This is a genomic window from Alitabrizicola rongguiensis (assembly GCF_021491355.1).
GTDB classification, from domain to species: domain Bacteria; phylum Pseudomonadota; class Alphaproteobacteria; order Rhodobacterales; family Rhodobacteraceae; genus Aliitabrizicola; species Aliitabrizicola rongguiensis.
Genome location: NZ_JAKENF010000001.1, coordinates 25,991 through 52,513, shown reverse-complemented (window position 1 = coordinate 52,513; position 26,523 = coordinate 25,991). Strand labels below are relative to the sequence as shown.

Annotated in this window: 25 protein-coding genes; 18 read left to right on the top strand and 7 right to left on the bottom strand. The window is 64.6% G+C overall.

Annotated elements, in window-relative coordinates; all coding sequences use genetic code 11:
* Nucleotides 1-140: 140 nt before the first annotated feature.
* The 11 genes from L0V05_RS00230 (at nt 141) to L0V05_RS00180 (ending at nt 11,300) form a co-directional block, all read left to right on the top strand.
* Nucleotides 141-1,751 carry an extracellular solute-binding protein gene (locus tag L0V05_RS00230; RefSeq protein WP_234867201.1) on the top strand — a complete coding sequence of 537 codons (1,611 nt, stop codon included), beginning with the start codon at nt 141-143 and terminating at the stop codon, nt 1,749-1,751.
* A gap of 81 nt (nt 1,752-1,832) precedes the next feature.
* A complete protein-coding gene (locus L0V05_RS00225; RefSeq protein ID WP_234867199.1) occupies nt 1,833-2,693 on the top strand; it encodes a carbohydrate ABC transporter permease in 861 nt (286 codons plus the stop codon).
* A 38-nt stretch (nt 2,694-2,731) separates the two neighbouring features.
* Complete coding sequence (locus L0V05_RS00220) at nt 2,732-3,649, top strand: carbohydrate ABC transporter permease (RefSeq protein ID WP_234867197.1); 918 nt, start codon at nt 2,732-2,734, stop codon at nt 3,647-3,649.
* Nucleotides 3,646-4,737: an ABC transporter ATP-binding protein gene (locus L0V05_RS00215; RefSeq protein WP_234867194.1), complete on the top strand. Its 1,092-nt coding sequence runs from the start codon at nt 3,646-3,648 to the stop codon at nt 4,735-4,737. Before L0V05_RS00220 ends, L0V05_RS00215 begins: the two co-directional genes overlap by 4 nt.
* A gap of 1 nt (nt 4,738) precedes the next feature.
* Complete coding sequence (locus tag L0V05_RS00210) at nt 4,739-5,803, top strand: ABC transporter ATP-binding protein (protein ID WP_234867192.1); 1,065 nt, start codon at nt 4,739-4,741, stop codon at nt 5,801-5,803.
* A gap of 14 nt (nt 5,804-5,817) precedes the next feature.
* The gene (locus L0V05_RS00205) at nt 5,818-6,909 is read left to right on the top strand and encodes a Gfo/Idh/MocA family protein (protein WP_234867190.1); all 1,092 of its coding nucleotides are present in this window, start codon (nt 5,818-5,820) and stop codon (nt 6,907-6,909) included.
* Nucleotides 6,910-6,924: 15 nt separating this feature from the next.
* Nucleotides 6,925-7,839, top strand: a complete 915-nt coding sequence (locus L0V05_RS00200) for a sugar phosphate isomerase/epimerase family protein (protein WP_234867188.1) — start codon at nt 6,925-6,927, stop codon at nt 7,837-7,839.
* 55 nt (nt 7,840-7,894) lie between these two features.
* Complete coding sequence (locus tag L0V05_RS00195; protein ID WP_234867186.1) at nt 7,895-9,091, top strand: aldose 1-epimerase family protein; 1,197 nt, start codon at nt 7,895-7,897, stop codon at nt 9,089-9,091.
* A 19-nt stretch (nt 9,092-9,110) separates the two neighbouring features.
* The gene (locus tag L0V05_RS00190) at nt 9,111-10,193 is read left to right on the top strand and encodes a fatty acid desaturase family protein (protein WP_234867184.1); all 1,083 of its coding nucleotides are present in this window, start codon (nt 9,111-9,113) and stop codon (nt 10,191-10,193) included.
* Nucleotides 10,186-10,497: a MocE family 2Fe-2S type ferredoxin gene (locus L0V05_RS00185; RefSeq protein ID WP_234867182.1), complete on the top strand. Its 312-nt coding sequence runs from the start codon at nt 10,186-10,188 to the stop codon at nt 10,495-10,497. The genes L0V05_RS00190 and L0V05_RS00185 overlap by 8 nt, the downstream gene beginning before the upstream one ends.
* 8 nt (nt 10,498-10,505) lie before the next feature.
* On the top strand, nt 10,506-11,300 hold the full coding sequence (locus L0V05_RS00180) for a 3-methyl-2-oxobutanoate hydroxymethyltransferase (RefSeq protein WP_234867179.1): 795 nt from the start codon (nt 10,506-10,508) through the stop codon (nt 11,298-11,300).
* 82 nt (nt 11,301-11,382) lie between these two features.
* On the opposite strand, the gene L0V05_RS00175 is transcribed toward L0V05_RS00180, so the two are convergent.
* Together L0V05_RS00175 and L0V05_RS00170 are read right to left on the bottom strand one after the other, a co-directional pair.
* Nucleotides 11,383-12,621, bottom strand: coding sequence for a DUF3052 domain-containing protein (locus L0V05_RS00175; protein ID WP_234867177.1), 1,239 nt, complete (start codon nt 12,619-12,621; stop codon nt 11,383-11,385).
* Between the two features lie 84 nt (nt 12,622-12,705).
* Nucleotides 12,706-13,272: a TetR/AcrR family transcriptional regulator gene (locus L0V05_RS00170; protein ID WP_234867175.1), complete on the bottom strand. Its 567-nt coding sequence runs from the start codon at nt 13,270-13,272 to the stop codon at nt 12,706-12,708.
* Nucleotides 13,273-13,402: 130 nt separating this feature from the next.
* On the opposite strand from L0V05_RS00170, the gene L0V05_RS00165 reads away from it, so the two are divergent.
* Entirely contained in the window at nt 13,403-14,749 is a 1,347-nt protein-coding gene (locus L0V05_RS00165) for an MATE family efflux transporter (RefSeq protein WP_234867173.1), read from the top strand.
* Here L0V05_RS00165 and L0V05_RS00160 read toward each other — a convergent pair.
* The 3 genes from L0V05_RS00160 to kynU all read right to left on the bottom strand — a co-directional run bounded on the left by L0V05_RS00160 (nt 14,719) and on the right by kynU (nt 17,819).
* Nucleotides 14,719-15,525 carry a L,D-transpeptidase gene (locus L0V05_RS00160; RefSeq protein ID WP_234867171.1) on the bottom strand — a complete coding sequence of 269 codons (807 nt, stop codon included), beginning with the start codon at nt 15,523-15,525 and terminating at the stop codon, nt 14,719-14,721. The two genes, L0V05_RS00165 and L0V05_RS00160, sit on opposite strands and share 31 nt — an antisense overlap.
* A 90-nt stretch (nt 15,526-15,615) precedes the next feature.
* Nucleotides 15,616-16,452: a tryptophan 2,3-dioxygenase gene (gene kynA, locus L0V05_RS00155; protein ID WP_234867168.1), complete on the bottom strand. Its 837-nt coding sequence runs from the start codon at nt 16,450-16,452 to the stop codon at nt 15,616-15,618.
* A 173-nt stretch (nt 16,453-16,625) separates the two neighbouring features.
* Nucleotides 16,626-17,819 carry a kynureninase gene (gene kynU, locus L0V05_RS00150; protein WP_234867165.1) on the bottom strand — a complete coding sequence of 398 codons (1,194 nt, stop codon included), beginning with the start codon at nt 17,817-17,819 and terminating at the stop codon, nt 16,626-16,628.
* A gap of 109 nt (nt 17,820-17,928) precedes the next feature.
* On the opposite strand from kynU, the gene L0V05_RS00145 reads away from it, so the two are divergent.
* The 6 genes from L0V05_RS00145 (at nt 17,929) to L0V05_RS00120 (ending at nt 24,514) form a co-directional block, all read left to right on the top strand.
* Complete coding sequence (locus L0V05_RS00145; RefSeq protein WP_234867163.1) at nt 17,929-18,774, top strand: helix-turn-helix transcriptional regulator; 846 nt, start codon at nt 17,929-17,931, stop codon at nt 18,772-18,774.
* 32 nt (nt 18,775-18,806) lie between these two features.
* Nucleotides 18,807-19,346: a YbhB/YbcL family Raf kinase inhibitor-like protein gene (locus tag L0V05_RS00140; RefSeq protein ID WP_234867160.1), complete on the top strand. Its 540-nt coding sequence runs from the start codon at nt 18,807-18,809 to the stop codon at nt 19,344-19,346.
* Between the two features lie 97 nt (nt 19,347-19,443).
* Entirely contained in the window at nt 19,444-19,896 is a 453-nt protein-coding gene (locus L0V05_RS00135) for a methyltransferase family protein (protein ID WP_234867158.1), read from the top strand.
* A 143-nt stretch (nt 19,897-20,039) separates the two neighbouring features.
* Nucleotides 20,040-21,614 carry a Re/Si-specific NAD(P)(+) transhydrogenase subunit alpha gene (locus tag L0V05_RS00130; protein WP_234867156.1) on the top strand — a complete coding sequence of 525 codons (1,575 nt, stop codon included), beginning with the start codon at nt 20,040-20,042 and terminating at the stop codon, nt 21,612-21,614.
* Between the two features lie 13 nt (nt 21,615-21,627).
* The gene (locus tag L0V05_RS00125) at nt 21,628-23,061 is read left to right on the top strand and encodes an NAD(P)(+) transhydrogenase (Re/Si-specific) subunit beta (RefSeq protein WP_234867153.1); all 1,434 of its coding nucleotides are present in this window, start codon (nt 21,628-21,630) and stop codon (nt 23,059-23,061) included.
* A 169-nt stretch (nt 23,062-23,230) separates the two neighbouring features.
* Nucleotides 23,231-24,514 (top strand): DUF3422 family protein, encoded by a 1,284-nt coding sequence (locus L0V05_RS00120; protein ID WP_234867151.1) that lies wholly within the window; start codon nt 23,231-23,233, stop codon nt 24,512-24,514.
* A gap of 33 nt (nt 24,515-24,547) precedes the next feature.
* Here L0V05_RS00120 and L0V05_RS00115 read toward each other — a convergent pair whose 3' ends face one another.
* Both L0V05_RS00115 and L0V05_RS00110 read right to left on the bottom strand, forming a co-directional pair.
* Complete coding sequence (locus L0V05_RS00115; protein ID WP_234867149.1) at nt 24,548-25,468, bottom strand: ABC transporter permease; 921 nt, start codon at nt 25,466-25,468, stop codon at nt 24,548-24,550.
* A complete protein-coding gene (locus L0V05_RS00110) occupies nt 25,461-26,468 on the bottom strand; it encodes an ABC transporter permease (RefSeq protein ID WP_234867147.1) in 1,008 nt (335 codons plus the stop codon). Before L0V05_RS00110 ends, L0V05_RS00115 begins: the two co-directional genes overlap by 8 nt.
* Nucleotides 26,469-26,523: the final 55 nt, after the last annotated feature.

Genomic DNA, 26,523 nt, shown 5'->3' with positions numbered 1-26,523 from the left:
GATCCCACAGAAATTATCAGGATCTCCGCATCGCAGAGATGCGTCAAAATGATGAATTTTGAAGTTGACATGATGTGTTTTGCGGTCCTAAGCCATCACCCACGGCACCGTGCGGAGGATGCGGGCCGAGGGAGGACGTCATGGACAGACAGGACCGCTTCTCGCGGCGCCAATTGCTAACGACCGGAGGCAAGCTCGCGGTTTACGGCGCAGCGATCAGTTTCGCACCGAAATTCATCCGGCCCGGCCGCGCTCAGGCGAGCGACGCGCTTGCGCCGGGCATGATCGGCGGACCGACCGGGTTCCCCGGCGCCGAGCGTTACCAATATGGACCCGATACGCCCGAGGGCCGCGCGATCGAGGCAGCCAAGGCGATGAAGGCCTCGGGCAAGGCCCCGGCCAAGATCGTCATCGGCCTGTCGGATGGCTCGATCGGCCAGCTGACCCAGCCGTTCCCGGCCGGTGCGCCGTCGATCAAGGACCTGTGGGAAAAGGAAACCGGCATCACGCTGGAAATCGTCGGTCTGCCCAACGGGCAGGAATTCACCAAGACGATGCAGGACATCTCGACCAAGGCCGGCGGCTTCGACATCTATTCGACCGACTGGAACCGTCTGGGCGACCTCGCGGAATCCGGCGGCATCGCCAAGCTCGACGACTATGTCGCCCAGTACAAGCCCGAATGGGACGATCCTGTTCGCGGCTATGTGAACGGCGAACAGGGCGTCTCGCTGATGAACAAGTATCGCGGCTCGACCTATGGCGTCTCGCTCGACGGCGACTTCCAGACATGGGTCTACCGGACCGATCTCTTCAACGACCCCGCCGAGCAGTCGGCGTTCAAGAGCAAGTATGGCTATGACCTGGCCGTGCCGCGCACCTGGAAGCAGTTCAACGACATCGCGGCCTTCTTCCAGCGCCCGGACAAGGGGCTCTTTGGCTCGACCGACCTGCGCAACCAGGGTTGGGGCTATACCAACTGGTACCAGCTTTACACCTCGCTCGCTTCCCCGAACCAGTTCCTGTTCGACAACGATGCGAACCCGCTCATCAACTCCGAGCAGGGGGCAATCGCGACGCAGGCCTATCTCGACTCGCTCTCGCATCATTCGCCCGACGCGATCAGCTGGGGTTGGCCCGAGCAGTACGGCAACTTCGCCGCCGGCGGCGCAGCGATGACCTGCGCCTTCTCGAACCTGCCGAAATTCCTAGACAATCCGGGTAATACCGGCTCGACCGTGCAGGGCAAGATCGGCTCGATGCTGCCGCCCGGAAACGAGATCGACGGCAAGATCGTCAGCCGCTCGGTCCTGTGGTTCTCGCTGACCGGGATGGTCAGTTCGCAATCGCAGAACCCGGAGCTGGCCTATCTGTTCCTGCAATGGCTCGGCTCCAGCCGGATCTATTCCTGGATGACGGCCAACCCTGGCGGCTACTTCGACCCGTTCAGCCTGAATGACTTCGCCGACCCGCTCGTGCGCGAGACCTACCATGACTACCACATGGATATCGTGCGCGAGACGGTGGCACGGTCGGTCCCGACCATCAACTATGCCGGCGCCACGGCCTTCAACAACGCGCTGGACGAGAACCTGATGGCGGCGCTGACCAAGGCCAAGACCCCGGAACAGGCGATGGAAGATACCGCCGCCGAATGGGTCAAGATCACGCGCAGAACTGGCCAGGACAAGATCGTCGAGGCCGTCCGCGCGAACATGGCTGCCTGGCCGACCGTGCTGGACCCCGTCTGACACGCAATCCCAGGCACGAGGCCGGAGCGGACCCTGCCGCTCCGGCCGCAATTTCCCCAGGCACGACCCGGCTTACCCAAGATGAACCGTTCCCTGTCCTTTGAAGTCTTCCGCTACGCCGCCATCCTCGGTGCGCTTGCGATCACGCTGATCCCGATCCTGTGGATGGTGTCGATGGCGTTCAAACCCATCCCGGAATGGCAGGCGACGGGCGACGCGCTCACCTGGATCCCAAAGGCGCCGACGCTTGACAACTTCCGTTTCATCTTCGGGGAAAGCAGCTCGAACCTGATCGTCGCGCTCGACCGCACGGCGGCAAAGCCGATCCTGTCGTCGCTCCTCTCGGCCAGCATCGGCACGCTCATCGCTATGTCTGCCGGAACCGCGGCCGCCTATGGTCTGTCGCGTTTCGGCTCAGGGGCCAATTTGCCACTGGCGCTGATCCAGCTGCGGCTGTTCCCCCCGATGGCAGTCATGATCCCGGTGATGATCATGTGGTCCTTCCTGAACATGATGGACACCTGGTGGGGGCTTGCGCTGATCTACGGGATAGTGACGCTGCCCTTCGCCTTCTGGCTGATGAAGACCTTCTTCGACGACATGCCGCGCGAGATCGAGGAGGCGGCACTGGTCGAGGGCTGTTCGCGCGCCCGGGTCTTCTGGCGGATCACGCTGCCGATGATGCGCGCGCCGCTGGCCTCTGCTGCGCTGTTCGTCTTCATCCTCAACTGGTCGGACTACCTGATCGCGCTTCTGCTGACGACGCGGGAATGGGTGACGATCCCGGTCTACATGGCATCGCTCTCCTCCTCGATGACCGGGCAGCTGTACGGTGCCAAGGCCGCGCTCGGACTGATCGCCGCTGTGCCGCCGGTCGTCATGGGCATCCTGATCCAGAAACACCTCGTGCGCGGGCTGACCTTCGGGGCGCTCAAGCAATGACCGCGACGGCCGCCCCCTTGAAGGACCTTTCTCAGCCCATGTCCGTGACCGCCCCCAAACCCCAGGACGAAGGCCGCAAGCTCGGCTTCCGGCTGACGCTGCCCGCGCAGGTCCTGGTTCTGTTCATTTCGCTCTTTCCACTGCTCATGCAGCTTTACATCTCGCTGACCGACTGGTCGCCGTTGTCTGGCATGGCTTGGCCGCGCGCATGGGAGATGTGGAACAACTTCGCCAACTACACTGACCTCATCAGCGACAACCGCCTGTGGTCGGCGCTTGGCCGGACGCTTCTCGTGATGGTGGTCTGCGTGCCGGTCGAGTTCCTGCTGGGCCTTGGCCTCGCAACGCTCTTCGCGGACGATTTCCCCGGCAAGCGGATCTTCTACTCGATCCTCATCATGCCGATGATGGTCGTGCCCGCCGTCGCCGGCTACATGTTCTACATGCTGTTCCAGTCGGGCGGCCCGGTGAACGACATCCTGTCGTCGCTGCTCGGCACGCCGGTGACCGTGGCCTGGCTGTCGGATCCGGTGCTGGCGATGATCGCGGTTATGGTGGCCGACATCTGGCAATGGACGCCGCTGATGTTCCTGATCCTGCTCGCCGGTCTCGTCGGCGTGCCCGAGGACCAGATGCGCGCGGCAACCCTTTTGGGGGCCGGCCCCTGGCAGCGGTTCCGCACCATCGTGCTGCCGCGGATGAAGACGATCATCATCATCGCTCTCGCGATCCGGGTGATCGAGTGCTTCAAGATCTTCGACACGCTCTACATCATGACCGGGGGCGGCCCGGGCGTCGCGACCGAGACGATCAGCGTCTACATCTACAAGATCACCACGCAGGACCTGATCTGGGGCTACGTCGCGGCCATCGCGCTGGCGATCCTGGTCGTGCTGTCGGTTGCCTGCGTCTGGGCGATGAAGCGGATGGCGCGCGCGCAAGGAGACCGGGCATGAGCGCGATCCGGCTCGAACATCTCGTCAAGCAGTTCGGGGCCTTCACCGCGCTCAAGACCATGGACCTGACGATCGAGGACGGCGAGTTCATGGCGCTGCTCGGCCCTTCTGGCTGCGGCAAGTCCACCACCATGAACATGATCGCCGGGATGGAGCGGCCGAGTGAGGGCCGGATCCTCTTCGGCGACCGCGACATGGCGGGCGTGCCTATGGGCAGGCGCGGCGTGGGTTTCGTGTTCCAGAACTACGCGATCTTTACCCACATGACGGTGCGCCAGAACCTCGACTACGGCTTGCGTATGGGCGGGCGGCCCAAGGCAGAGATAGCCAGCCGGACCAAAGCCATCGCTGATCTGCTGCAATTGTCCGACCTTCTCGACCGGCCGGCACAGGGCCTGTCGGTGAACATCCTGCAACGCGTCGCCATCGGTCGCTCGGCGGTCATGGAACCGGCCATCTTCCTGCTCGACGAACCCCTGTCCAACGTCGACGCCGCCTTCCGCGCAGTGATGCGGACCGAGTTGAAGCACCTGCAGCGGCAATTCCGGCAGACGATGGTCTATGTGACCCACGACCAGCTCGAGGCGATGACGATGGCCGACCGGATCGCGGTGATGGATCACGGGGTGCTGCAGCAGGTCGGAACGCCCCTGCAGGTCTATAACGACCCGGCCAACACCTTCGTCGCGCGCTTCATCGGGGCGCCGGGCATGAACCTTCTGAAAGGTCGCCCCGTCGAGACGCCGCAGGGAGTCGCGATCGACCTTGGGGCGGCCGGCATATCGCCCGTGTTGCCGCCGCCCCAGGCCGCGGCAGCGCGCTCTGCCAAGGCAGGGGTATATTACGGCTTCCGGCCCGAGCAGGCGCATCTGGTCAGTGCGGGGCAGGGACTCGCGCTGCCTGTGACCTTCGTCGAGCGGATCGGGGCGCGCAGCATCCTGCATCTGGGCAATGGCGACACAGCGGTGAAGGGCGTGTTCGAGAACGATCTGCGAGCGACGCTTGGCGAGACCGCGCATATCGCACCCATCGGTGAGGCGGTGCGACTGTTCGATGCCGGTTCCGGCGCGGCACTGAGGGGGCATTGAGATGGCCGAGATCGCCTTCCGCAACGTGACCAAGCGCTACGGCAAGACGCTGGCCGTGGACGATGCAAGCTTCACCGTCGCCGACAACGAGTTCTTCTGCCTGTTCGGTCCGCCGCTTTCGGGCAAGACGACGATGCTGCGGCTGATCCTTGGACTCGAGACGCCCGACGAGGGTGAGGTGCTGATCGACGGCAAGCCGGTCAACCATGTCCCCCCGTCCGCGCGCAACATCGCGATGGTGTTCCAGAACCTCGCGCTCTTCCCTCACATGACGGCCGAAGACAATGTCCGCTTCCCTCTGGTCGAGCGGCAGGTTCCGCCTGCTCAGATCGCTGCGCGGCTGGCCGATGCGGCGGCGAAACTCCATATCGGGCACATCCTGCACAAGATGCCCGCGCAGCTCTCTGGCGGCGAGCGGCAGCGCGTCGCCATCGCCCGAGCCTTCGTCCGTGATCCGGCAGCCTTTCTGATGGACGACCCGATCTCGGCGCTCGATGCGCGGTTGCGGGAGGAAACGCGCGTTGAACTGAAGCGCATCCAGCGCGAGGCGGGGCGCACGCTGATCTACGTGACCCACGACCAGGAAGAGGCGATGTCGGTGGCCGACCGCATGGCGATCCTCGAGCATGGCGCGATCCGGCAGATCGGCAGCCCGGCCGAGATCTATGACCGTCCGGCCTCGACCTATGTCGCGCGGCTTCTTGGCTCACCGATGATGAACATCCTGCCCGCCACCCGGACCGATGGCCGGATCGAAGCGGCGGGCGGCGCGCTTCGTCTCGCGCTGCCGGGTGCTCCCGGGCAGGCGACCGAACTCGGCGTCCGGCCCGAGGACCTGCGCGTTCGGGCCTGGGATGGCAGCGCCGAGGGACGGCCCGCAACCGTGTTCGAAGTCGAGCCGCTTGGCGGTTTCACCGTTGTGACTCTCGATGCCGGGGGCACGCGCCTGCGCGCGCTCCTGCGCGGACAGCCCGATATCCGGGTCGATGCGCAGGTGGCCTTGGCCTGCGATCCGGCGAGGGTTCAGTTTTTCGGGGCGGGCGGTCAGACGCTCGCCCGGTCCTGAGGAGGAGGATCGCGATGACCGACGCTCTGGGGTTCCAGCCGGACCCGACCGTTCGCACCAACAGCCTGAAGATCGGCTGCATCGGTGCGGGCATGATCATGGCCGAATGCCACCTGGCCGCCTACAAGCAGGCGGGGTTTCCCGTGGCGGCCATTGCCAGCCGCACGAAATCGCGCGCCGAGGGTGTGGCCAAGCGTTGGGGCATCCCGAAGGTCCATGACACGCCGGAAGCGCTGATTGCCGATCCCGAGATCGAGATCCTCGACATCGCCTATCCGCCCGACCAGCAGCCGGACCTGATCCGGCTGGCGCTGAAGCAGCCGCATATCAAGGGTATCCTCGCGCAGAAGCCGCTGTCGCTGACGCTGCAGGAAGCGATCGCGCTTCGCGAGGAGGCAAAGGCGGCCGGCAAGATCCTGAGCGTCAACCAGAACATGCGCTATGACCAGTCGATGCAGGTCCTGAAGCAGATCATCGACCGCGGTGAGTTGGGCGAGATCGTCTTTGCCCAGATCGACATGCACGCCATCCCGCACTGGCAGACCTTCCTCGAAGGCTATGACCGCCTGACGCTTGCCAACATGAGCGTCCATCACCTGGACGTCCTGCGCTTCCTATTCGGCGACCCGACCGAGATCTCCACGCAGACCCGCACCGACCCGCGCACGACGTTCAAGCACAAGGACGGCATCACTGTCTCGACCCTGCGTTTTCCGTCGGGCGTGCTGGCGCTGTCGCTTGAGGATGTCTGGCACGGACCGCGGTCCGAGGGCTACGACAACGACCAGCACATCAATTTCCGAGTCGACGGGACCGAGGGCGTGGCCAAAGGCACCATTGGCTGGCCAACGGGTGCCGCTTCGACGCTGACCTATGCCAGCCGCAAGACGACCGGCGGCAAATGGGTCACGCCCTCCTGGGACACGATGTGGTTCCCGCATGCCTTCATCGGCGTGATGGAACAACTGCAACACGCGGTGAAGACGGGCGAGCCGCCCGCGCTGACCGTGGAGGACAACGTGCGGACCGTCCAACTGATCGAGGCGGGCTACCGCTCGATGGCCGAGGGGCGGACGGTCCAGCTTTCGGAAATCAGCATCAACTGAGGGAGGAACTCGACCATGATGCATGCCGGGATTTTCACGGGCTATTACCCGTACGGTCTGGAAGAGACGGCCAAGCGCATCAAGGCGCATGGCATGACGACGGTGCAGCTTGACCTGCACTTCAAGGATGTGGATCTCGGCCCCGGCCAGATCACGGCGGCGAAGGCCAAGAAGGTGCGCGACACGTTCCGCGACCACAACCTGCCGATCTGCTGCATCTCGGGCTATACCAACATCATCCACCCCGATCCCGATGAGCGGAAGCGGCGCGTTGGCTACCTGAAGGAAATCATCCGCAACGCGAGGTCCTTCGGCACGCCTTACGTGATTTCGGAAACCGGAACCTACAACACCGAATCCGACTGGGTGCATCACCCGAAGAACAAGACCGAGGAAGGTTTCGAGGAATGCCGCAAGGTCATCGCGGACCTTGCCCAGACGGCCTATGACCATGGCGGCGTCTTCCTGCTGGAAACCTATGTCAACAACGTGGTCGGCTCGGTCGAAGAAACGGTGAAGATGTTCGCGCAGGTCGATCATCCCGGCCTCGGCCTGCTGATGGACCCGACGAACTACTTCGAAACCCACAACATCGACCGCATGGATCAGATCCTGAATCAGGTCTTCGACACCCTGACCCAGCACATCAAGATCGCCCATGCCAAGGACGTGAAGCGCTCGGGCGACGACAAGTCCGAGAAGCACGCGGATATCGGTGACGACGACGCGCTCGAATCCCACACCTTCCGAGGCGTGGGCGAGATCGAGTTGCCGGCGCCGGGCCTCGGCTCGCTGAACTATGACCTCTATCTCAAGCGGCTGTCGGAAAAGCATCCGAACATCCCGGTCATCATCGAACACCTGTCCGAGGATGACATTCCGCGCGCCAAGGCCTTCCTCGACGGGAAGTTCAAGGCGAACGGTCTCTGATCCAGTGCAGGCCCCCGCCAGTCGCGGGGGCCGCCTAAGCCCGAGGAAGCAGGCTGTGCCCCAGTTGTTCGGTCGAAACGTGCCGCGGCGCGATGCTGCCGCACTGTCCGGCGCGCTGTCGCAATTCGGCGGCGTGCGGCTGATGACGCTTGGCGACGGGGTCGAGCGTGGCATCCGCCTGCTCGAATTTCGCACGGCGACCGGCCTGCGCTTCACTGTGCTGGTCGACCGGGCGATGGACATTGCCGAGGTCGAACACAAGGGCAGGGCGGTCGGATGGCATTCGCAGGCGGGCTTCCGCAATCCGGCCCTGCATGAATACGAGGGCGAGGATGGCTTTGCCTTCGCGCGCTCCTTCTCCGGTTTCCTCGTGACCTGCGGGCTGGACCATATCCTTGGCCCGCAGACGGTGTCGGCCGAGAATTACAACTACCCGGGTCGCAGCACGATCCGCCATTCGCTGCACGGTCGCATCGGGACGGTCCCGGCCCGGCTGACGGGCTACGGCGAACGGTGGGAGGGTGACCGCTGCATCCTCTGGGCCGAAGGGGTGGTCCAGCAGGCGGCGGTCTTTGGCGAGAACCTGCACCTGATCCGCCGGATCGAGGCCGATCTGGACGGCGACGAGATCCGCCTGACCGACAGCGTGGTGAATGCGGGCTTCGTCGCGACGCCGCACATGTTCTTCTACCACGTGAATGTCGGCCACCCGGTCCTGGACGAGGGTGCGCGCTATCTCGCGCCGATAAACGAGGTGCTCTGGGCCGCCCATGCCGGCGCCCGCTATAGGGCGCAGGGCGTGGGATACGCCCGCATCCCGGCACCACGCCCGGATTTTGCCGAGCAGGTCTGGCAGCACGAACTTGCTCCCGATCAGAAGGGCGAAGTCCCCGTCGCTGTGGTCAATGACCGGATCGGCTTCGGCATCGAGGTGGTGACGCGCAAGGATCAGTTGCCCTGCCTTTATGAGTGGCAGCATTTCCAGCAGGGCGCCTATGCGCTCGGGATCGAGCCTTCAACCCATCATGTCCTCGGAAATCTCGCGGCGCGCGAGCGGGGCGAGATGATCTGGCTCGGCCCGCAGGACGAGCGACGCTACGACGCCACATTTCGGGTGCTAGACGGGGCGGTTGCCATTGCCGCAGCCGAGGCGCGCATCGCGGCCATCGCCCGCCAGCCCGACGACCCATATCCCGAGCCGACCGGACGCTTTCCGCCGCTGAGCGGCCGGCCGCAACCAAACCGGACGTGACAGAAAGGCAGGTGCTGCGATGACCGTCGCATTTACCGGCGAGAGCCACAAACGCGATTACAGCCTGACGGGCGAGGATACCCGCCACGCCAAGGAGATCGGGCTTGCAAATGCCGAATGGTACCACAGCGAGGTGCCGCGCAAGGTGATGAAGGAGCTTATGCAGCGCAGCGACGGCCCGGCGATCCGCGACACGCTCCTGTGGTTCGCCCTGCTTGCCGGCAGCGCGTGGGGCGGCATCGCTTTCTGGGGCACCTGGTGGTGCGTGCCGTTCTGGATCGTCTACGGCGTCATGTACGGTTCGGTCTGCGACTCCCGCTGGCATGAATGCGGGCATGGCACCGCCTTCCGCACCGGCTGGATGAACGATGTGGTGTACCAGATCGCGTCATTCATGGTCGTCCGTAACCCAGTGAGCTGGCGCTGGAGCCATGCCCGCCACCACACCGACACGATCATCGTCGGCCGTGACCCCGAGGTCGCGTGCAAGCGCCCGCCGAACCTGTTCCGGCTGCTCATGGCCTATGCCGGCGTCATCGACATGGTCGACTCGGTCAAGATCCTCGCCAGGAACTCGGTCGGGATACTCAGCGCCGACGAGAAGGACTACATCCCCGAAAGCGAATGGCCGAAGGCGATCTTTGCCGCTCGCGTCCACATGGCGATCTACCTGCTGACCCTGATCGCCGCGATCGGTTTCCGGTCGTGGATTCCGATCATGCTGATCGGCGCGCCGCGCATCTATGGCTGCTGGCACATGCTGATGACGGGACTCATCCAGCATTGCGGCCTGGCCGAGAATGTGACCGACCATCGCCTGAACAGCCGGACGGTCTACATGAACCCGATCAGCCAGTGGATCTACTGGAACATGAACTACCACGTCGAGCACCACATGTTCCCGATGGTGCCCTATCACGCGCTGCCGAAGCTGCACGCGCTCATCAAGCACGACCTGCCCGAGCCGAACGCGTCGATTCTCGATGCCTATCGCGAGGCGATCCCGGCGGTGCTGCGGCAAGCGCGCGATCCGAACTACTATTTCCGCAAGCCGCTGCCCCCGACCGCGCGGCCATACAAAGAGGACCTCGTACATGCCTGACTGGATTGCCGTCTGCGACGTCGACGTGATCGATCTGGAGGATGTCATCCGGTTCGATCATGGCGGCAAGACCTATGCCGTCTATCGCTCGCCCGATGGCACGCCCTTCGCGACGGACGGGCTTTGCACCCACGAGAAGGTGCATCTGGCCGACGGCCTGGTCATGGACGACACGATCGAATGTCCAAAGCACAACGGCCGCTTCAACTACCGTACCGGGGCGGCCCTGCGCGCGCCGGTCTGCGTCAATCTTTCCACCTATCCGGCCCGGATCGCGGACGGTCGGATTGAAATCCAGATTTGAGGCCCGACATGACCCGCAAGCTTCCCACCGTCGCCGACCTGCGTGCCCGAAAGGGTCAGGGCCAACTGACCATGCTGCGCTATTTCTCGCTCGATGAGGCCGCGGCGGCCGAGGTAGCGGGGATCGACATCGCTTCGGTGCCCGACGACATCCTGACCCATCCCGACTACCGCAAGGTCGCGCCCTCGATCTCCTCGATGACCGGCATGGATCACCGCAGCGCCGGAACCCGCGACGACTACCTCCGCTATTCGGGGCGGATGCTGATGGCGGGGGCCGACGCGCTCTACTGCTCCGCCGGGCTGGGGACGGTCGAATACCTCGCCAGGGAGCATATCCCGATCGTCGGTCATGTCGGCCTCGTGCCATCGCGGGCGACCTGGACCGGCGGCTACCGTGCCGTCGGCAAGACCGCCGAAACCGCGCTCGCGCTCTACCGCGAGGTCAAGGCCTATGAGAATGCCGGCGCCTTCGCCGTCGAGATCGAGGTCGTGCCGGTCGAGGTGGCAACCGAGATCAGCAAGCGCGTCAACATCCTCCTGTGGTCGATGGGATCTGGTCCGGGCTGCGACGTGCAGTACCTTTTCGCCGAAGACATTCTCGGCACGAACCGAGGCCACATGCCACGCCACGCCAAGGTCTATCGCAACTTCGCCGCCGAATATGACCGTCTACAAGGCGAGCGTGTCGCTGCCTTCCGCGAATTCATCGGCGACGTGAACACCGGCCGCTATCCCGAGGAAGGCCACATCGTCCGCATGCCGGAGTCGGAATTGGACGCCTTCCTCTCCGGCCTCGACTGATCGTTCGTCGCCCGTGTGGCGTTTATGGCTAGGCGCGACCGAGGGCAGGGCCCGATTGCGGGAGAGCGCTTCCCGGCGGCGCTTATGTGCCTTGTTCCGGGCGAGAGGGCGTAGGAGTACTCCCGTAGATTCTGAAAAATGGCCAATGCCTCTTGCCACTCGCTGGATCATATTCAAATAGCAAGTATGCACTTCTGATGCATGGGTGCGTTCCGATATCCAACCCAGAGAGCCAATCTTGCGCCATTTGTGACGTCAACCACGGCTCAGCTGTGTAGATCAATAGCACATCGACTTTCACTGAGCGGTCTTGGTATTTCTCTCCTTTGAGTCGTATCAGCTCATCAAGCTTCGTGCGAAACCGCTCTTTTGACCACTGAGTGTCAGAGAATAGCTGTCCAGAGTACTGACTTTCACCTTTTTCCGCACGCTTTTTGGCCTTTTGGTCAATTAGTTGAACGAGTTCAACGGAAAGCCGAATATCCGCAGTTGATACGAAGAAGTCGGGTGGGTCGTTGGGGTTGATCTCCGCCCGTCCAAAATCCTTGCCGAATTCCGACTTCATTGATCTCAGCCATTCCGAGATCGTACTAAGTTCTACAATCTGCTTATCAGAGTTCGAGGCAGGGTAATTGAACTGGCCAGCATACCCATTTCCACGATTGATTTGGTCAATCCATTTCATCAAACGTTCATCGGTCGTCGATCGGCCATTGACCGTTTCGTTCTTTTTGGAGGCCCCAAACCCAAATCTCGTTGCCGTCAGCCGCTCCGACACCGCGCAAGCCTTGGTGTCCATCATCCCTGCCGCCCGCAAGGCCGTCCGGATCTCGCCATCCCCGAACACCACCCCGCGCCCCTTGGGATAGACCACCCAGAGCGGCCGGTCGCGGCGGCCCTCCAGCGCAGCCTGGGCCGTGGCGAGGTCGATGTCCGTCGTGACCACCGCCACCACCATCGCCGCCTCCTCCAGTGACCCCGCCGTCGCTCCCTCCAACGCCGCCGCAAGCTCGGAATCCGCGACCGGCCCCACCACAAGCGCCTTGCCCCTGTTGAGGCCCAGCTTCGCCTGCAGGCTCGTTGGCGGGGTGGCGAGCGCCTTGGCCCACCTATCGGCCATCGGTCCGAGGTCCAGACGCACTGGCTCCCCGGCGGCCGTCAGTGCGAGCACCCCATCCTCGACCCGCACCCCCGCCAGCGCGGCCCTCGGCCAGCGGCGGCGGAACGCGCCGCGCAGGATCAGCTCGCCGCTTTCGAGGATCGCCTTGACCTCGCCCGCATCCTCGCCAGCTGTGGCCAATACGACCGCTTCCCTGCCCATCTGCGCCTCCCGCCGAAGGTCATCGATGCCGCCAGTGTAGAGACGGACGCTATTCGGAGGCCAGACGGTCTCCCCAAGTCCGGTTCAGCCCTTCTCCAGACCGTCGAGCAGCGCGGCCAGCGTCTGGTGGGCGCGGGGCAGGCGGTCCTCGCCGGGTGGCGCATCGGCGGCCCAGAAGGCAAGGTTGCTGATCGCGCCGTTCAGCATCTGGGCCAGCGCATCCGGGTCGAGCCGGACGATCTTCCCGGCATCCATCAGGTCCTTCAGGTCGGCGATCAGCATCTCCAGCCCTTCCTCGACCATAATCTCGTAGGCCTTGGAGCCGAGCACCGCCGAAGCGTCCTGGAACATGATCCTCCGCCGGTCAGGCCGGATCGCCTCGTCCAGATAGCGGGAATAGTACTGGCGGAAGGCCTTCCAGTGATCGGGCTCCTGCCGCCATTCGGCGTCAAGGATGGCGTCGATCTCGGCATCCACCTCGCGCAGGACGGCCTCGAACAGGCCGGTCTTATTGCCATAATGGTGGTGGACGGCGCCGCGGGTCATGCCGGCCTCTGCGGCCAGTGCGTCGAGCGAGACGGCGGAAAAACCCTTTTCTGCGAAGGCCTTGCGGGCCACTGCCAGAAGGCGTGACGTCGTGTCTGCCTTCATTTCGGCCCGACTTCGTCGCTCGGCCATTGACATACGCCCCGTATGTGTCTATCTAACTCACATACCAATCGTATGTGAGCGCAAACGGGGTCGCAAGATGCCGCGTCATGATTTTGTCATTTCTGAAGCAATGCGCGCCGAGGTTAAGCCTCTGGCGGGTCTCGCCGTGCCGATCATCCTCGGCTATGCGGCGACGATGCTCATGGGCATCACCGACAGTATCATGCTGGCGCCGCTCGGTTCGGTTCCGCTGGCTGCGGTCGGCCTGACCAATGCCGTTTCGAATGTGATCTTTTCGGCGGTCTGGGGCGTTCTGACCGCCCTCGGCGTGCGCATCGGCATGGCCTGGGGCGCAGGCGAGGGGCGGCGGATTCCGCATATCCTGCGCAATGGCCTCATCCTTGGCGGGATGGCCGGCGCCGCCGGCGCCGCCGCCATGGGCGTGATCTGGTTCCTGCTGCCCTTCATGGGCCAGCCCGCCGAAGTGATCGAGGCGATGCCGCTCTACTGGGCGCTGGTCGCGGCCTACATGCTGCCCTTCGGCTTTCTGACCGTGTTCAAGTCAGCCTTCGAGGCGGTGGATCGGCCCTGGCTCGGCACCATCTTCGCCTTCTCGGCGGTGGCTGTGAACGTTCCTCTGAACTGGTGGCTGATCTGGGGCGGCCTTGGCGTGCCCCCGCTCGGCCTGACCGGGGCCGGACTGGCGAGCCTCATTGCTGAGATCGTCGCATTCCTGGTTGCGCTCGGCTACTGGGCCTGGGCGCCCTCGATGCGCCGCCTGCGTCTTCCACGCCGGATCGACTGGCGCGAGATTGCCTCGGCGGGGCGCGAAGGGATGCCGCTTGGCCTGCTCTACACCGCCGAAGCAGGCGCCATGACCGTGGCGACCGTGATGATCGGCACCTTCGGCACCGTGGCCCTGGCCGCCAACCAGGTCATCTGGGCGGTGAGCGGCGTGACCTACATGATTCCGCTCGGGATCGCCGGGGCCGTCGCCATCCGCATCGCGCAGGAAAACGGTGCGGGCAACATGCAGGCCCTGCGCCCGATCGCCTGGACGGCGCTGGTGCTGGCGCTCGGCTGGCAGGGGATGATGGCGCTGGTCATGGCCTTTGGCGGGCGCACGATCGCCCAGTGGATCACCAGCGACGAGGTTGTGGTGGCGCTGGCGGCGCAGATGTTCCTTGCCGTGGCGGCGCTCCAGATCTTCGAGGGGCTCCAGTCCACCATGCTCGGTTCGCTCCGCGGCCTGTCCGACACGGCCTGGCCTGCGGTGGTGTCGCTCATCGGCTATTGGGCGATCTCGCTGCCGGTTGGCTGGTGGCTTGCGGGTCCGATGGGTTTCGGACCCGCCGCGATCTGGGCCGGTTTCGTCGCCGGTCTGGCCTTCGCAGGGATCGCTCTGGTCTTCAGGCTCCTCGCCGTCACTGGCGAGGAGGACCGATATCAGATCGGACCGACGACCGGGTTTGCATAAGGATCCACTGGCGCCGGGGCCACATCGGGTGCTGCATCCGGTCGCGGCTCTGGCGTCGTCACCTTCTTGGCCTTCACCGGCTTCGGCGGCACGGTCAGTTTGGTCGGCATCTTGCCGTCGCGCGTCATCACGATGACCTTCGCCCCGTCCGGTGCCCTGCCGTAGAGATCGATGATGTCCTGGTTGATCATCCGGATGCAGCCCGACGAGGCGTTGTGCCCGATCGATTCCCATTCCGGCGTGCCGTGGATCCGATAGCCATAATCGACGCCGTTGGTCTTGAGATAGAGCGCGCGCGCGCCAAGCGGGTTCTCGGGGCCACCGGGCTGGCCGGCCGCCCATTTTGCAAGCTCTGGCTTGCGGTCGATCATCTCCGGTGGCGGGGTCCAGGTCGGCCATTCCTTGCGGCCGGTGATGTTCGCTGTCCCGGACCAGTCAAAACCCGACCGGCCGACCGCAATGCCATAGCGGATCGCCTTGTTCGGGCCGGTAACGAAGTAGAGGTGCTTCTCGGCCGTGTTGATGATGATCGTGCCGGGCGCCTCGTCTGTCTGGTAATCCACAGTCTGGCGCCGGTACTGCTCGGGCAGACGGTCAAGCGGTATGGCGGGGAGGGTGAAGGTGCCGTCCTGACGCGAGACATAGACCCCGCTATCAAGCTGTGACATCGGCACTGGCGCTGCCGCCGTCTGGGCGGTCTGTGTGGTTGGCACGCAGGCCCCCAGCAGAGCCACGCCCATAAGCGCGCCAAGCACGTTTCCCATCGCCTTCCGCATCGCGCTGCCCTCAATCACTTGTGAGCCAAGCCGTCCGAGGCCCAACCCTTATCTTGTCACGTTATCGCAGGCCTGCGGCAGGGTCAAAGGTCACAGGGCCGTACGAAGGCGCCAAAGCTCGGGAAAGAGTTCAACTTCAAGCATTCGGCGCAGATAGCTGGCCCCGCCTGTCCCGCCAGTGCCGCGCTTCATGCCGATCACGCGCTCGACGGTTGTGAGATGGTTGAAGCGCCACCGCCGGAAGTAGTCTTCGAAGTCCACGAGCTTCTCGGCCAGTTCATAGGCTTCCCAGTGAGTCTCGGGGTCGCGGTAGACGGTTATCCAGAGCTGCTCAACGGCCGGATCGAAGCTCCAAGGCTGCCGCAGATCGCGCGTCAGGACATGGCCGGGCACAGGCAGTCCCGTGCCTGCCAGCCAACGCAGCGCCTCGTCATACAGAGTCGGGCGCGCCAGTTCGGCCTCAAGGATCGCGGTCAGGTCGGGCCGGTGCGCATGGGGCCGTAGCATGGCGAGGTTGCGGTTGCCCACGGCATATTCGATCAGCCGGTACTGCCAGGACTGGAAGCCCGAGGATTGGCCGAGGCCATCGCGGAAGGTTGTATAGTCGGACGGCGTCATGGTGCGCAGTACGTCCCAGGCGCTGTTGAGCTGCTCGAAGATGCGGGCGACCCGGCTCAGGAGTTTGAAGGACGGGCGCAGGCGGCCTGCGCGGATCTCGTCGCGCGCCGCTCCGATCTCGTGGAGCGCCAGCTTCATCCACAGTTCCGAGGTCTGGTGCTGGATGATGAAGAGAAGCTCGTCATGTGCGGGGGTCAGCGTGTGCTGGGCGGTCAGGATCTGGTCGATCCGCAGGTAGTCTCCGTAGGACATGCGCCCGTCGAACGTCATCTGCGCGCCTTCGCGGGCGGGGTCATAGGGGTCAGTCATCTTGGCTCTCCGGGTTGGGCTGGGCCAAAATCCCTCGAAGGATTTCGGCAAGAGTTTTGACAAAGCTCTTGCCCGTCACGCCCCGTCGGCCATCGACACCTTGGCGATCCGTTTCCACAGCGTAACCCAACCGGCAGGTCGGCAAAGCGGCAAGTGGCGGGTGGCCATGACGATCAGGTAACCCGCGCCCGGACCTTGTATTCGGGCCTGTCCCACAGCGCCTTGTCCATCACCTCGGCCAGGATCGCGACCGCGCCGTCTACCTCGGCCTCGCCGACGTAGAGTGGCGTGAAGCCGAAGCGCAGGATATCCGGTGCACGGAAATCGCCGATCACACCGCGCGCGATCAGGGCCTGCATGATCGCATAGCCCTCGGGGTGGCGGAAGCTGACCTGGCTGCCGCGTTCGGCCGGGTTCCGGGGGCTTGCCAGCCAAAGCGTCGGGCTGGCGGCCTCGACGCCCTGGATGAAGCGTTCGGTCAACTCGATCGACCGGGCGCGGATCTCGCTCATCTCAACCTTGTCCCAGACGTCGAGAGATGCCTCGAGCGCGGCCATCTGCAGGACCGGCGGCGTTCCGACCCGCATCCGCTCGATCCCCCGACCGGGGCGGTAGCTGAGGTCGAAGGCAAAGGGCGCCTCGTGGCCGAGCCAGCCGGACAGCGCCGGGCGTGCCGCTTCGGCGTGTCGCGGCGCGACATAGATGAAGGCCGGGCCGCCGGGACCGGAATTGAGGTATTTGTAGGTGCAGCCGACAGCGAAATCCGCCCCGGCCCCCTTCAGGTCCACCGGGACCGCGCCTGCGGAATGGGCGAGGTCCCAGACCGCGATCGCCCCCTTGGCATGGGCCCTCGCGGTCAGCCTGGCCATGTCGTGCTTGCGGCCGGTGCGATAGTCGACCTCGGTGATCATCGTGACCGCAACCGTCTCGTCGATGGCCGCCTCGACCTCGTCTGGCGCGACGGTTTTCAAGCGGTATCCGTTGCCGAGCGTGCGGCACAGGCCCTCGGCCATGTAGAGGTCGGAGGGGAAGTTGCCGGTGTCGGACAGGATCACCCGGCGGTTGGGGTTCATCTCAAGCGCCGATGCCAGCGCCTGGTAAACCTTGATCGACAGAGTGTCGCCGATCACCACCGTGTCGGGTTCCGCCCCGATGAGACGCCCGATGCGGTTGCCGATGCGGCTTGGCATCTCCATCCAGCCGGCCTTGTTCCAGCCGGTGATGAGCATCTCGCCCCATTCCTGTTCGATGGTGCGCTGTACCCGTGCGGCAGCAGCCTTCGGCAGCGGCCCGAGAGAGTTACCGTCCAGATAGATTACCCCATCCGGGAGGTGGAACAGGTCGCGGGTCGCGGTGAAATCGGTCATGTCGGGCTCCTCTGCCGGACGTATCGCCCGGCCCCGATTCCTCGATACAGGGCGGGGCGGGGGTAGTTCAAGGTTGCCCCTTCGCGGCCTTGCGCGCAGGATGCGGGCTATGTCGCGACACAGTTCCTTCGATGATCTGCAGGGGGCGCGGCCCGATCCGCGCGCACCGGATGTGATCCGCCTGCGCCAGTCGCGGCAGGCGCAGTTCCGTGCCGTGGTGGGCGAAGCCCCGGCGATCCTGCGGGTCGAGAGCGGAGTCAAGTTCCTGCGTGGCGCAATTGAGGGCATTGTGCCGGAAGGGGCGCTGACGCTGATGCCGGCCGACCTGCCGCTTGATGTCGAGAACCGCCCGGCGCCGGGCGGGATCTATCGCGCGACGGGGCTGGTGCTGCCCCGCGATGTGGGCGGCCCGCGCGGGACCGCGACGGCGGTGGCCTGCACCGATCCGCGGGCGCTTGCCGCGTTCGAACGGGCGTTGGACCTGCAGCGCAGCGTTGCCGCTCCCCCTTCTGTACGCCTCCATGCCGCGGAGGAGGTGCTTCTCTGGCTGGCCGAGACGGGGCTGGTGCTACCTCCTCCGCGCCCGCCGCTGCTGACCGAACGCATCCGGATGCTGTGCGCCGAAGCGATCGACCGGGACTGGACAGCGTCGGAAGTTGCGCGGCGGATGGCGATGAGCGAGGCGACGTTGCGCCGCCGCCTTGCCGCAGACGGAACCACCTTCTCGGTGCTGTTGACCGACCTACGCATGACGCGGGCGCTCGGCCTGCTGCAAACAACAGACCGTCCCGTGGGGACCATCGCGGCCGAGGTGGGGTATGCCTCGGCCTCGCGCTTTGCCCTGCGCTTCCGCGATCGCTTCGGCCTGAGCCCGAGCGCGATCCGCGAAAGGCCTGATCGGTTGGGCACCGAAGTTGACCGGGTCGGCACAACGGAAGTCGCGCCGGCCATCTAGAACCGAGGGCATCGACACCAAAGGAGGCCGCGATGCCCAGACTGATCTTTCCAACCCTTGCCCTTGCCCTGTTTCCCCTTGCCGCATCTGCCGGCATGACACTGACCTCGACCGATCTGACGGAAGGCGGAACGATGCCCGCGGCGCAGGTTTTCAACGGCTTCGGCTGCTCCGGGTTGAACCTCTCGCCCTCGCTCGAATGGTCCGGCGCCCCGGACGGGACGAAAAGCTTCATCCTCACCGCCTATGACCCCGATGCGCCAACCGGATCCGGCTGGTGGCATTGGACAGTGGTCAACATTCCGGCCGACGCGCATGCCCTGCCCGAGGGCGCAAGTCCCAAGGCGCTACCGGCTGGGGCAATCGAGGCGCGCACGGATTTCGGCGATGCGGGCTACGGTGGAGCCTGCCCGCCCGAGGGCGACAAGCCGCATCGCTACATCTTCACGCTTTACGCGATGCCAGTTGAGGCCGTGCCCCTTGATGCCGGAGCTTCGGGCGCGATGGTTGGATACATGGCAAATGGCGGGGCGCTGGAGAAGGCGACGCTGACCGTCACCTACGGCCGCTGAACACCCCGTGCCCCGGCGGCTTGCGCCGGGGCAGTCCTGCTGGAATGATCGGCCCGCCGATGCAGGAGCTGGCCGTTTGTCCTCACAGACCTCGTTGATGCGCCGCCTGCTGCGGCAATGGGAAAGCCCGCCGACCTGGCTGGTGCTTTTCCTTTGCCTGGCCTGGGCGCAGTCGAGGTTCCTCGCGATAATGCCGTCGGATCCACCCCTTCGCCTGGCCGGGGCGGCGCTGATCCTGATTGGCATCGCGATCTTTGCCTCGGCGCTGATAGAGTTTCGCCGTCACCGAACGACCGTCCTGCCGCGCGAGGCGCCGCAGCGCTTCATCACCGAAGGCATCTACCGGTGGTCGCGCAATCCGATCTATCTGGCCGATGCCCTGATCCTTTCCGGCGCGGTGTTGCGATGGGACGTCGGGGCGCTCCTTCTGGTGCCGGCGTTCATGGGAATCATCAGACACCGCTTCATCGACGGCGAGGAGGCTGGATTGAAGGCGGCTTTTGGCGCGGAATTCGATACTTATGCCTCACGTGTCCGCCGCTGGATTTGACCCTTGGTCAACGTGTTTCGCGATTTAAATGCGACGATCATGGGGGTATGTGCGAAATATTGTTGCGCTGCACCTGCAACGGCCATAGGACGGTTCGGCCCGCAAGGGTGACCGACTCAGACGAACGAGGAACGGAGGGCGGAGTGAAGATCGGGGCACCGAGAGAGATATTCGAAGGCGAGAACCGTGTCGCCATGACGCCGGACTCGGCGCTTCAACTGCAGAAGCTGGGCCATAGCTGCCTGATCGAGGCCGGAGCAGGCAAGAAGGCCGGCTTTTCGGACGACGCCTATGCTGCGGCGGGCGTGACGGTGGTGCCTGATGCGGCCTCGGTGTTCACGCTGGCCGATGTGGTGGTCAAGGTGCGCGGTCCGGAGAAATCCGAGGCCGAGATGCTGCGCAAGGGCCAGACGCTGATCTCGTTCTTCTGGCCGGCGCAGAACGCCGAGCTTCTGGAGCTTTGCAAGGACAAGGGCGCGACCGTCATCGCGATGGACATGGTGCCCCGCATCAGCCGCGCGCAGAAGATGGACGCGCTGTCGTCGATGGCGAACATCGCGGGCTACCGTGCGGTGATCGAGGCCGGCAACAACTTCGGCCGGTTCTTCACCGGGCAGGTGACCGCCGCCGGCAAGGTGCCGCCCGCCAAGGTGCTGATCGTCGGCGCCGGCGTGGCGGGTCTGGCCGCCATCGGCACCTCCACGAGCCTCGGCGCGATCACCTATGCCTTCGACGTGCGCCCGGAAGTGGCCGAGCAGATCGAGTCGATGGGCGCCGAGTTCGTCTATCTCGACTTCTCCGAACAGCAGACCGACGGCGCCGCGACCGGCGGCTATGCCGCGCCCTCGTCGCCCGAATTCCGCGAGGCCCAGCTCAAGAAGTTCCGCGAGCTTGCGCCCGAGATGGACATCGTCATCACCACCGCCCTGATCCCCGGCCGCCCGGCGCCGAAGCTCTGGACCGAGGACATGGTCCGGATGATGAAGCCGGGCTCGGTCATCGTCGACCTCGCTGCCGAGCGCGGCGGGAACTGTGACCTGACGGTGCCGGATCAGAAGATCGTCACCGACAACGGCGTGACCATCGTCGGCTATACCGACTTCCCAAGTCGCATGGCGACGCAGGCCTCGACGCTTTATTCCAACAACATCCGCCACATGCTGACGGACCTGACGCCCAAGAAGGATGGCGTGATCTTCCAGAACATGGAGGATGACGTGATCCGCGGCGCGACCGTCACCAATGACGGCGCGATCACCTATCCGCCGCCGCCGCCCAAGATCGCGGCCATCGCGGCAGCCAAGCCCAAGGAAAAGGCCAAGGAACTGACGCCAGAGGAACGCCGCGCGCAGGAAGTGGCCGAGTTCCGAAAGCAGACCACCAGTCAGGTCGGGCTTCTGGCCGTAGGCGGTGCGCTGATGCTGCTGGCGGGCTATTTCGCGCCAGTCAGCTTCATGTCGCACTTCATCGTCTTCGTGCTGGCCTGCTTCGTCGGCTTCCAGGTGATCTGGAACGTCAGTCACTCGCTGCACACGCCGCTCATGGCGGTCACCAACGCGATCTCCTCGATCATCATCGTTGGCGCGTTGCTCCAGATCGGGTCGGGCAGCTGGCTGGTCGTGGTGCTGGCGTCGCTGTCGGTGCTGATGGCGGGGGTAAACATCTTCGGCGGCTTCCTCGTCACCCGGCGCATGCTCGCCATGTTCCAGAAGTCGTAAGGGGCGAGAGATCATGCAATACGGTTTGTCCATCGGGGCCTATGTCGTTGCGGCCATCCTGTTCATCCTCTCGCTCGGCGGCCTTTCGGGGCAGGAAAGCGCCAAGCGCGCCGTCTGGTATGGCATCGTCGGCATGGCGCTTGCCGTGGTGGCGACGCTAGTCGGACCCGGCGCAAGCCTGTGGATCCTGTCGCTGGTGCTGATCCTTGCCGGCGGTGCGGCCGGCTGGATCGTCGCCAAGCGTGTTCAGATGACCGAGATGCCGCAACTTGTCGCGGCGATGCACTCGCTCGTCGGTCTGGCGGCGGTGTTCATCGGCTACAACACCCATATCGAACTCGCCCGCATCGGCGGCATGGACGAGGCTGCGCGCGCGGGCCTGGCCGGCTTTGCCGCTGTCATCGCCCACAAGACTGCGGCCGAAGTGTCGATCCTGCGGGTCGAGACCTTCCTCGGCATCTTCATCGGGGCCGTGACCTTCACCGGCTCGGTCATCGCCTTCGGCAAACTCGCGGGCAAGGTCGACGGCAAGGCCAAGAAGCTGCCGGGCGGGCATCTGCTGAACGCCACGGCCGCGATCGTCTCGATCGTGCTGCTGCTGGTCTACCTGCAGTCCGGCTCGACGCTGGCGCTTATCGGCATGACGCTGGCCGCGCTGTTCATCGGCTATCACCTGATCATGGGCATTGGCGGCGCGGACATGCCGGTCGTGGTGTCGATGCTGAACAGCTACTCGGGCTGGGCGGCGGCGGCGATCGGCTTCTCGCTGTCGAACGACCTTCTGATCGTCGTCGGCGCGCTGGTCGGCTCCTCGGGCGCGATCCTGTCCTACATCATGTGCAAGGCGATGAACCGGTCCTTCATCAGCGTGATCCTCGGCGGCTTCGGCGGCACTGCGGGTCCGGCGATGGAGATTGCGGGCGAGCAGATCGCCATCGACGCCGAAAGCGTGGCGGATGCGCTGAACGAGGCGGACAGCATCATCATCGTGCCGGGATACGGCATGGCGGTGGCGCAGGCGCAGCAGTCGGTCAGCGAATTGACGCGCAAGCTGCGCGCCAAGGGCAAGGAAGTGCGCTTCGCCATCCACCCGGTGGCGGGCCGTCTGCCGGGGCACATGAACGTGCTCCTCGCCGAAGCGAAGGTGCCCTACGACATCGTGCTCGAGATGGACGAGATCAACGAGGACTTCCCGAACACGGACGTCGTGATCGTCATCGGCTCGAACGACATCGTGAACCCCGCCGCGCAGGAGGATCCCAACAGCCCGATCGCCGGCATGCCGGTGCTCGAGGTGTGGAAGGCCAAGCAGGTGTTCGTGTCCAAGCGCGGGCAGGGGACGGGCTATTCCGGCATCGAGAACCCGCTCTTCTACAAGGAGAACACCCGGATGTTCTATGGCGATGCGAAGAAGAGCATCGACCAGCTTCTGCCCATGCTCGATTAGCGCGGGGGCAATCCATTGCAGGGCAAACGGACCCCGGCCGAAAGGCCGGGGTTTTGCTTTTCAGGTCAAAGGTGTTGCAGCTATGTCGGAATACGTCGGCATGCCGGGTCTGCCGATTGCCGGTGACGGGACAGTCGCTAACTTTGCATCTGCTTTACGGACGACATTCATGGCACCGATCGACGACCATCCTCTGCGTTATGCCCTGACCAACGAGTTGCATGCGCGACCGTTTCCAACGCTGCAGGCCCCCTGCACAGCGGTTTTTCTGGCGATCAAGCAGCCGGGCGATGCAGCGAACCGCGATCGCGACCGTGAAAGGGAGCATCTGCTGGCCCTTCTCGACAGGCATGGCAGTCCCCATCCGCAGCCCGATGCTACGCACTTCTCGGGGAGCATTGGCCGCCACGAACTGAAATGGGAAAGCCATACCGAGTTCGTGACCTATTCGGCCTTCTCCAGCGGTGTCAGCGCCCGCCCGTTTGACCCGGCGGAGATGCAGGTTTTCCCTGACGACTGGCTTGAGAGTGCACCTGGCACGCGGTTGGTCGCGCTGATGGTTCGGGTCGAGCCTATGCCCAAGGACGAGGCCGAGATCTCCGCCAAGCTGGAAGAGTGGTTCGTGCCGGAAAGCCTGGCTTGTTCGCGGGTCGTTGATGATGTCGCGATCATTGCCGGAGATTTCCGCATAGACCCCGCCGGCATCACCCGCTTCGCCGTCTTCGTGAGGCCCGACACCGGCGCGCGCCGCATCGGACGGATCGTGCAGCGCCTCTGCGAGATCGAAACCTACCGCACCACCTCGATGTTGGGCCTGATCCGCGCGCGCAAGCTGAACGGGCGGCTGAACGGGATCGACATGCAGTTGTCGGAACTGGCCGGTCGCCTCGACGATGCGGCGCAGAGTGCCGAGACGACGTTGCACCGCCTGCTTGCCATCTCGGCAGAGCTCGAGTCGCTGGCTTCCCGCACCTCGTTCCGCTTCGCGGCGACCAGCGCTTACGAGGCAATCGTCAACCAGCGTATCGAGGTGTTGCGCGAGGAACGCCTTGGCGGGCGACAGACCTTCGGCGAGTTCATGATGCGCCGCTACGATCCTGCCATGCGCACGGTGAAGTCGGCCCAGACGCGACTGACGAGCCTGATCGAGCGGGCGCAGCGGGCCGCCGACCTTCTGCGGACGCGGGTGGATGTCGAGCGCTCGGCCCAGAACCAGAAATTGCTGGAAAGCATGGACCGTCGCGCCGACCTGCAGCTGAAACTGCAGCGCACGGTCGAGGGCCTGTCGGTTGTGGCCATCAGCTATTATGCGGTGAACCTCGCAGCCTATGCGGCCTATCCGCTGACCGAACCCCTGCATATCGACCACGGAACGGCGATGGCGATGTTCACGCCGATCATCGTTCTTCTGGTCTGGCTCGGCATCCGCCGCATCCACAAGAAGATCGACTGACCGCGCATCCGTTCCGATGCGCGGTCAGAGGCGTCAGCGGCCCCGGATGCGGGGATCGAGCGCGTCGCGCAGGCCGTCGCCGATGTAGTTCACCGACAGCACGGTCAGCGAGATGGCGAGGCCCGGGAAAACGACGCGCGAGGGGTAGAGCTGCATGTATTCCACGCCATCATAGAGCAGCCGTCCCCAGGTCGGGAAATCCGGCGGGAAGCCGAGCCCGAGAAAGGACAGCACGGATTCGGTGATGATCGCGCCGGCGATGCCAAGCGTGGCGGCCACCATGACCGAGGAGATGACGTTCGGCATGATGTGGCGCAGGATGATCCGCCGTGACGGCACGCCGATCGATCGGGCGGCCAGCACGAACTCCCGTTCCTTGATCGCCAGAACCTGGCCCCGGACGATCCGTGCGGCATGCATCCATGAGGTGACGCCGATCGCCATGACGATCAGCAGGAAGGTCCCCGCCTCGGGGCCAAGGCTGCTGGCCAGCGCATCGCGGAACAGCATCATCAGCACGAGGAGAAGCGGCAGGAGCGGCAGTGCCAGGAACATGTCGGTCAGGCGCATGAGCGGCCCGTCCAGACGGCGATAGAAGCCCGCCATCAGACCGACGAAGCTGCCGATCACCATGGACAGCACCATGGCCACCGTGCCGACCGCGAGCGAGACCCGCCCGCCCGACATCATCCGGGCCAGCATGTCGCGCCCCAGTTGATCGGTGCCAAGGGGATGGTCCAGCGTCGGCGGCTTGTTGCGCGACATGATCATCTTGGCGGCGTCAGGGTTCACATAGGTAGGATCGACCCGCCAGATCAGCGGCCCGATGAAGACGAAGGCCACGAGAAGGGACAGTACGAACAGGCCCAGCATCGCGCCCTTGTGGCTGCGGAACTGGCTCCACACATCGGCCCACTGGCTGCGAGGCGGCTGGATCGTGGCGGCGTCAGTCATAGCGGATCCTCGGATCGAGAATGCCGTAAAGGATGTCGGCGATCAGGTTGAACAGCACGATCAGCACGGCGAAGATGAAGGTCAGGGTCTGCACCATCGGCAGGTCGTTGGCATGGATCGCTCCGATCAGCGCGGCGCCGATGCCGTTCACCTTGAAGACCTGCTCGGTGATGATGGCGCCGCCGAACACGGCCGGCATGCCAAGCGCGATGATGGTGACGACTGGGATCATCGAGTTGCGCAGGACGTGCTTCAGCACGACCGTCCGCTCGCTCATCCCCTTCGCGCGCGCCGTGCGGGCATAGTCCTGCCCGAGGTTCTCGAGCATCGACGAGCGGGTGTAGCGGCTGATCTCGGCTGCGTTGAACAGCGCCAGCACCATGACCGGCAGGGCCATCTGGTGGACCTGCTTCCAGAAGCTTGCCCAGTCGGTGACTTTCAGTGTGGTGTCATAGATCGAGGGAAACCAGTGCAGGTTCACTGAGAAGATGACGATGAACAGAACGCCGGTGAAGAAGGTCGGAACCGAATATCCGACCATGGCGAAGAAGGTGCCAAGCTGGTCGAACCAGCTGTACTGGCGGTAGGCGGAATAGATGCCGATCGGCAGGGCGATCAGGATGCCGACCAGGTAGGCGGTCCCGACCACGGTGAGAGTCTGTGGCAGGCGCTGGCCGATCACATCGAAGACCGGCGCGCGCGACTGCCAGGACAGGATGCGCTGCTGATCCCCGCCCAGATTGGTCCCGAACCAGCCGTCGATGATGTAGGACGGCTCGACTATGAAGAACTGCTTCAGCCAGAGCAGGTAGCGGACAAAGACCGGCTGATCCGCGCCCATGGCCTGGATCATCTTCAGGCGTACTTCGGGCGGGACCGTCAGCGGAATCTCGGACATGGGACTGCCCGGGGCGAGATCGACCAGAAGGAAGATCACGAGACTGATCAGCAGAAGCGTCGGGATTGCGAGAAGCAATCGACGGATCGTGTAGGTAAGCATGGGCCTGGCGCCTCGGCGGATCGGTCAGCTGGGAAAGGGAAAGAGCGGGGCCTGA

Excerpts from the sequence above, each read along its gene's own strand:
- L0V05_RS00225 (WP_234867199.1), top strand. The coding sequence starts at position 1,833 with ATGAACCGTTCCCTGTCCTTTGAAGTCTTCCGCTACGCCGCCATCCTC.
- L0V05_RS00185 (WP_234867182.1), top strand. The coding sequence starts at position 10,186 with ATGCCTGACTGGATTGCCGTCTGCGACGTCGACGTGATCGATCTGGAG.
- L0V05_RS00135 (WP_234867158.1), top strand. The coding sequence starts at position 19,444 with ATGCGCCGCCTGCTGCGGCAATGGGAAAGCCCGCCGACCTGGCTGGTG.
- L0V05_RS00220 (WP_234867197.1), top strand. The coding sequence starts at position 2,732 with ATGTCCGTGACCGCCCCCAAACCCCAGGACGAAGGCCGCAAGCTCGGC.
- L0V05_RS00215 (WP_234867194.1), top strand. The coding sequence starts at position 3,646 with ATGAGCGCGATCCGGCTCGAACATCTCGTCAAGCAGTTCGGGGCCTTC.
- L0V05_RS00180 (WP_234867179.1), top strand. The coding sequence starts at position 10,506 with ATGACCCGCAAGCTTCCCACCGTCGCCGACCTGCGTGCCCGAAAGGGT.
- L0V05_RS00205 (WP_234867190.1), top strand. The coding sequence starts at position 5,818 with ATGACCGACGCTCTGGGGTTCCAGCCGGACCCGACCGTTCGCACCAAC.
- kynA (WP_234867168.1), bottom strand. The coding sequence starts at position 16,452 with ATGACTGACCCCTATGACCCCGCCCGCGAAGGCGCGCAGATGACGTTC.
- kynU (WP_234867165.1), bottom strand. The coding sequence starts at position 17,819 with ATGACCGATTTCACCGCGACCCGCGACCTGTTCCACCTCCCGGATGGG.
- L0V05_RS00160 (WP_234867171.1), bottom strand. The coding sequence starts at position 15,525 with ATGCGGAAGGCGATGGGAAACGTGCTTGGCGCGCTTATGGGCGTGGCT.
- L0V05_RS00110 (WP_234867147.1), bottom strand. The coding sequence starts at position 26,468 with ATGCTTACCTACACGATCCGTCGATTGCTTCTCGCAATCCCGACGCTT.
- L0V05_RS00200 (WP_234867188.1), top strand. The coding sequence starts at position 6,925 with ATGATGCATGCCGGGATTTTCACGGGCTATTACCCGTACGGTCTGGAA.
- L0V05_RS00170 (WP_234867175.1), bottom strand. The coding sequence starts at position 13,272 with ATGAAGGCAGACACGACGTCACGCCTTCTGGCAGTGGCCCGCAAGGCC.
- L0V05_RS00230 (WP_234867201.1), top strand. The coding sequence starts at position 141 with ATGGACAGACAGGACCGCTTCTCGCGGCGCCAATTGCTAACGACCGGA.
- L0V05_RS00165 (WP_234867173.1), top strand. The coding sequence starts at position 13,403 with ATGCGCGCCGAGGTTAAGCCTCTGGCGGGTCTCGCCGTGCCGATCATC.
- L0V05_RS00145 (WP_234867163.1), top strand. The coding sequence starts at position 17,929 with ATGTCGCGACACAGTTCCTTCGATGATCTGCAGGGGGCGCGGCCCGAT.
- L0V05_RS00175 (WP_234867177.1), bottom strand. The coding sequence starts at position 12,621 with ATGGGCAGGGAAGCGGTCGTATTGGCCACAGCTGGCGAGGATGCGGGC.
- L0V05_RS00190 (WP_234867184.1), top strand. The coding sequence starts at position 9,111 with ATGACCGTCGCATTTACCGGCGAGAGCCACAAACGCGATTACAGCCTG.
- L0V05_RS00210 (WP_234867192.1), top strand. The coding sequence starts at position 4,739 with ATGGCCGAGATCGCCTTCCGCAACGTGACCAAGCGCTACGGCAAGACG.
- L0V05_RS00125 (WP_234867153.1), top strand. The coding sequence starts at position 21,628 with ATGCAATACGGTTTGTCCATCGGGGCCTATGTCGTTGCGGCCATCCTG.
- L0V05_RS00140 (WP_234867160.1), top strand. The coding sequence starts at position 18,807 with ATGCCCAGACTGATCTTTCCAACCCTTGCCCTTGCCCTGTTTCCCCTT.
- L0V05_RS00115 (WP_234867149.1), bottom strand. The coding sequence starts at position 25,468 with ATGACTGACGCCGCCACGATCCAGCCGCCTCGCAGCCAGTGGGCCGAT.
- L0V05_RS00120 (WP_234867151.1), top strand. The coding sequence starts at position 23,231 with ATGGCACCGATCGACGACCATCCTCTGCGTTATGCCCTGACCAACGAG.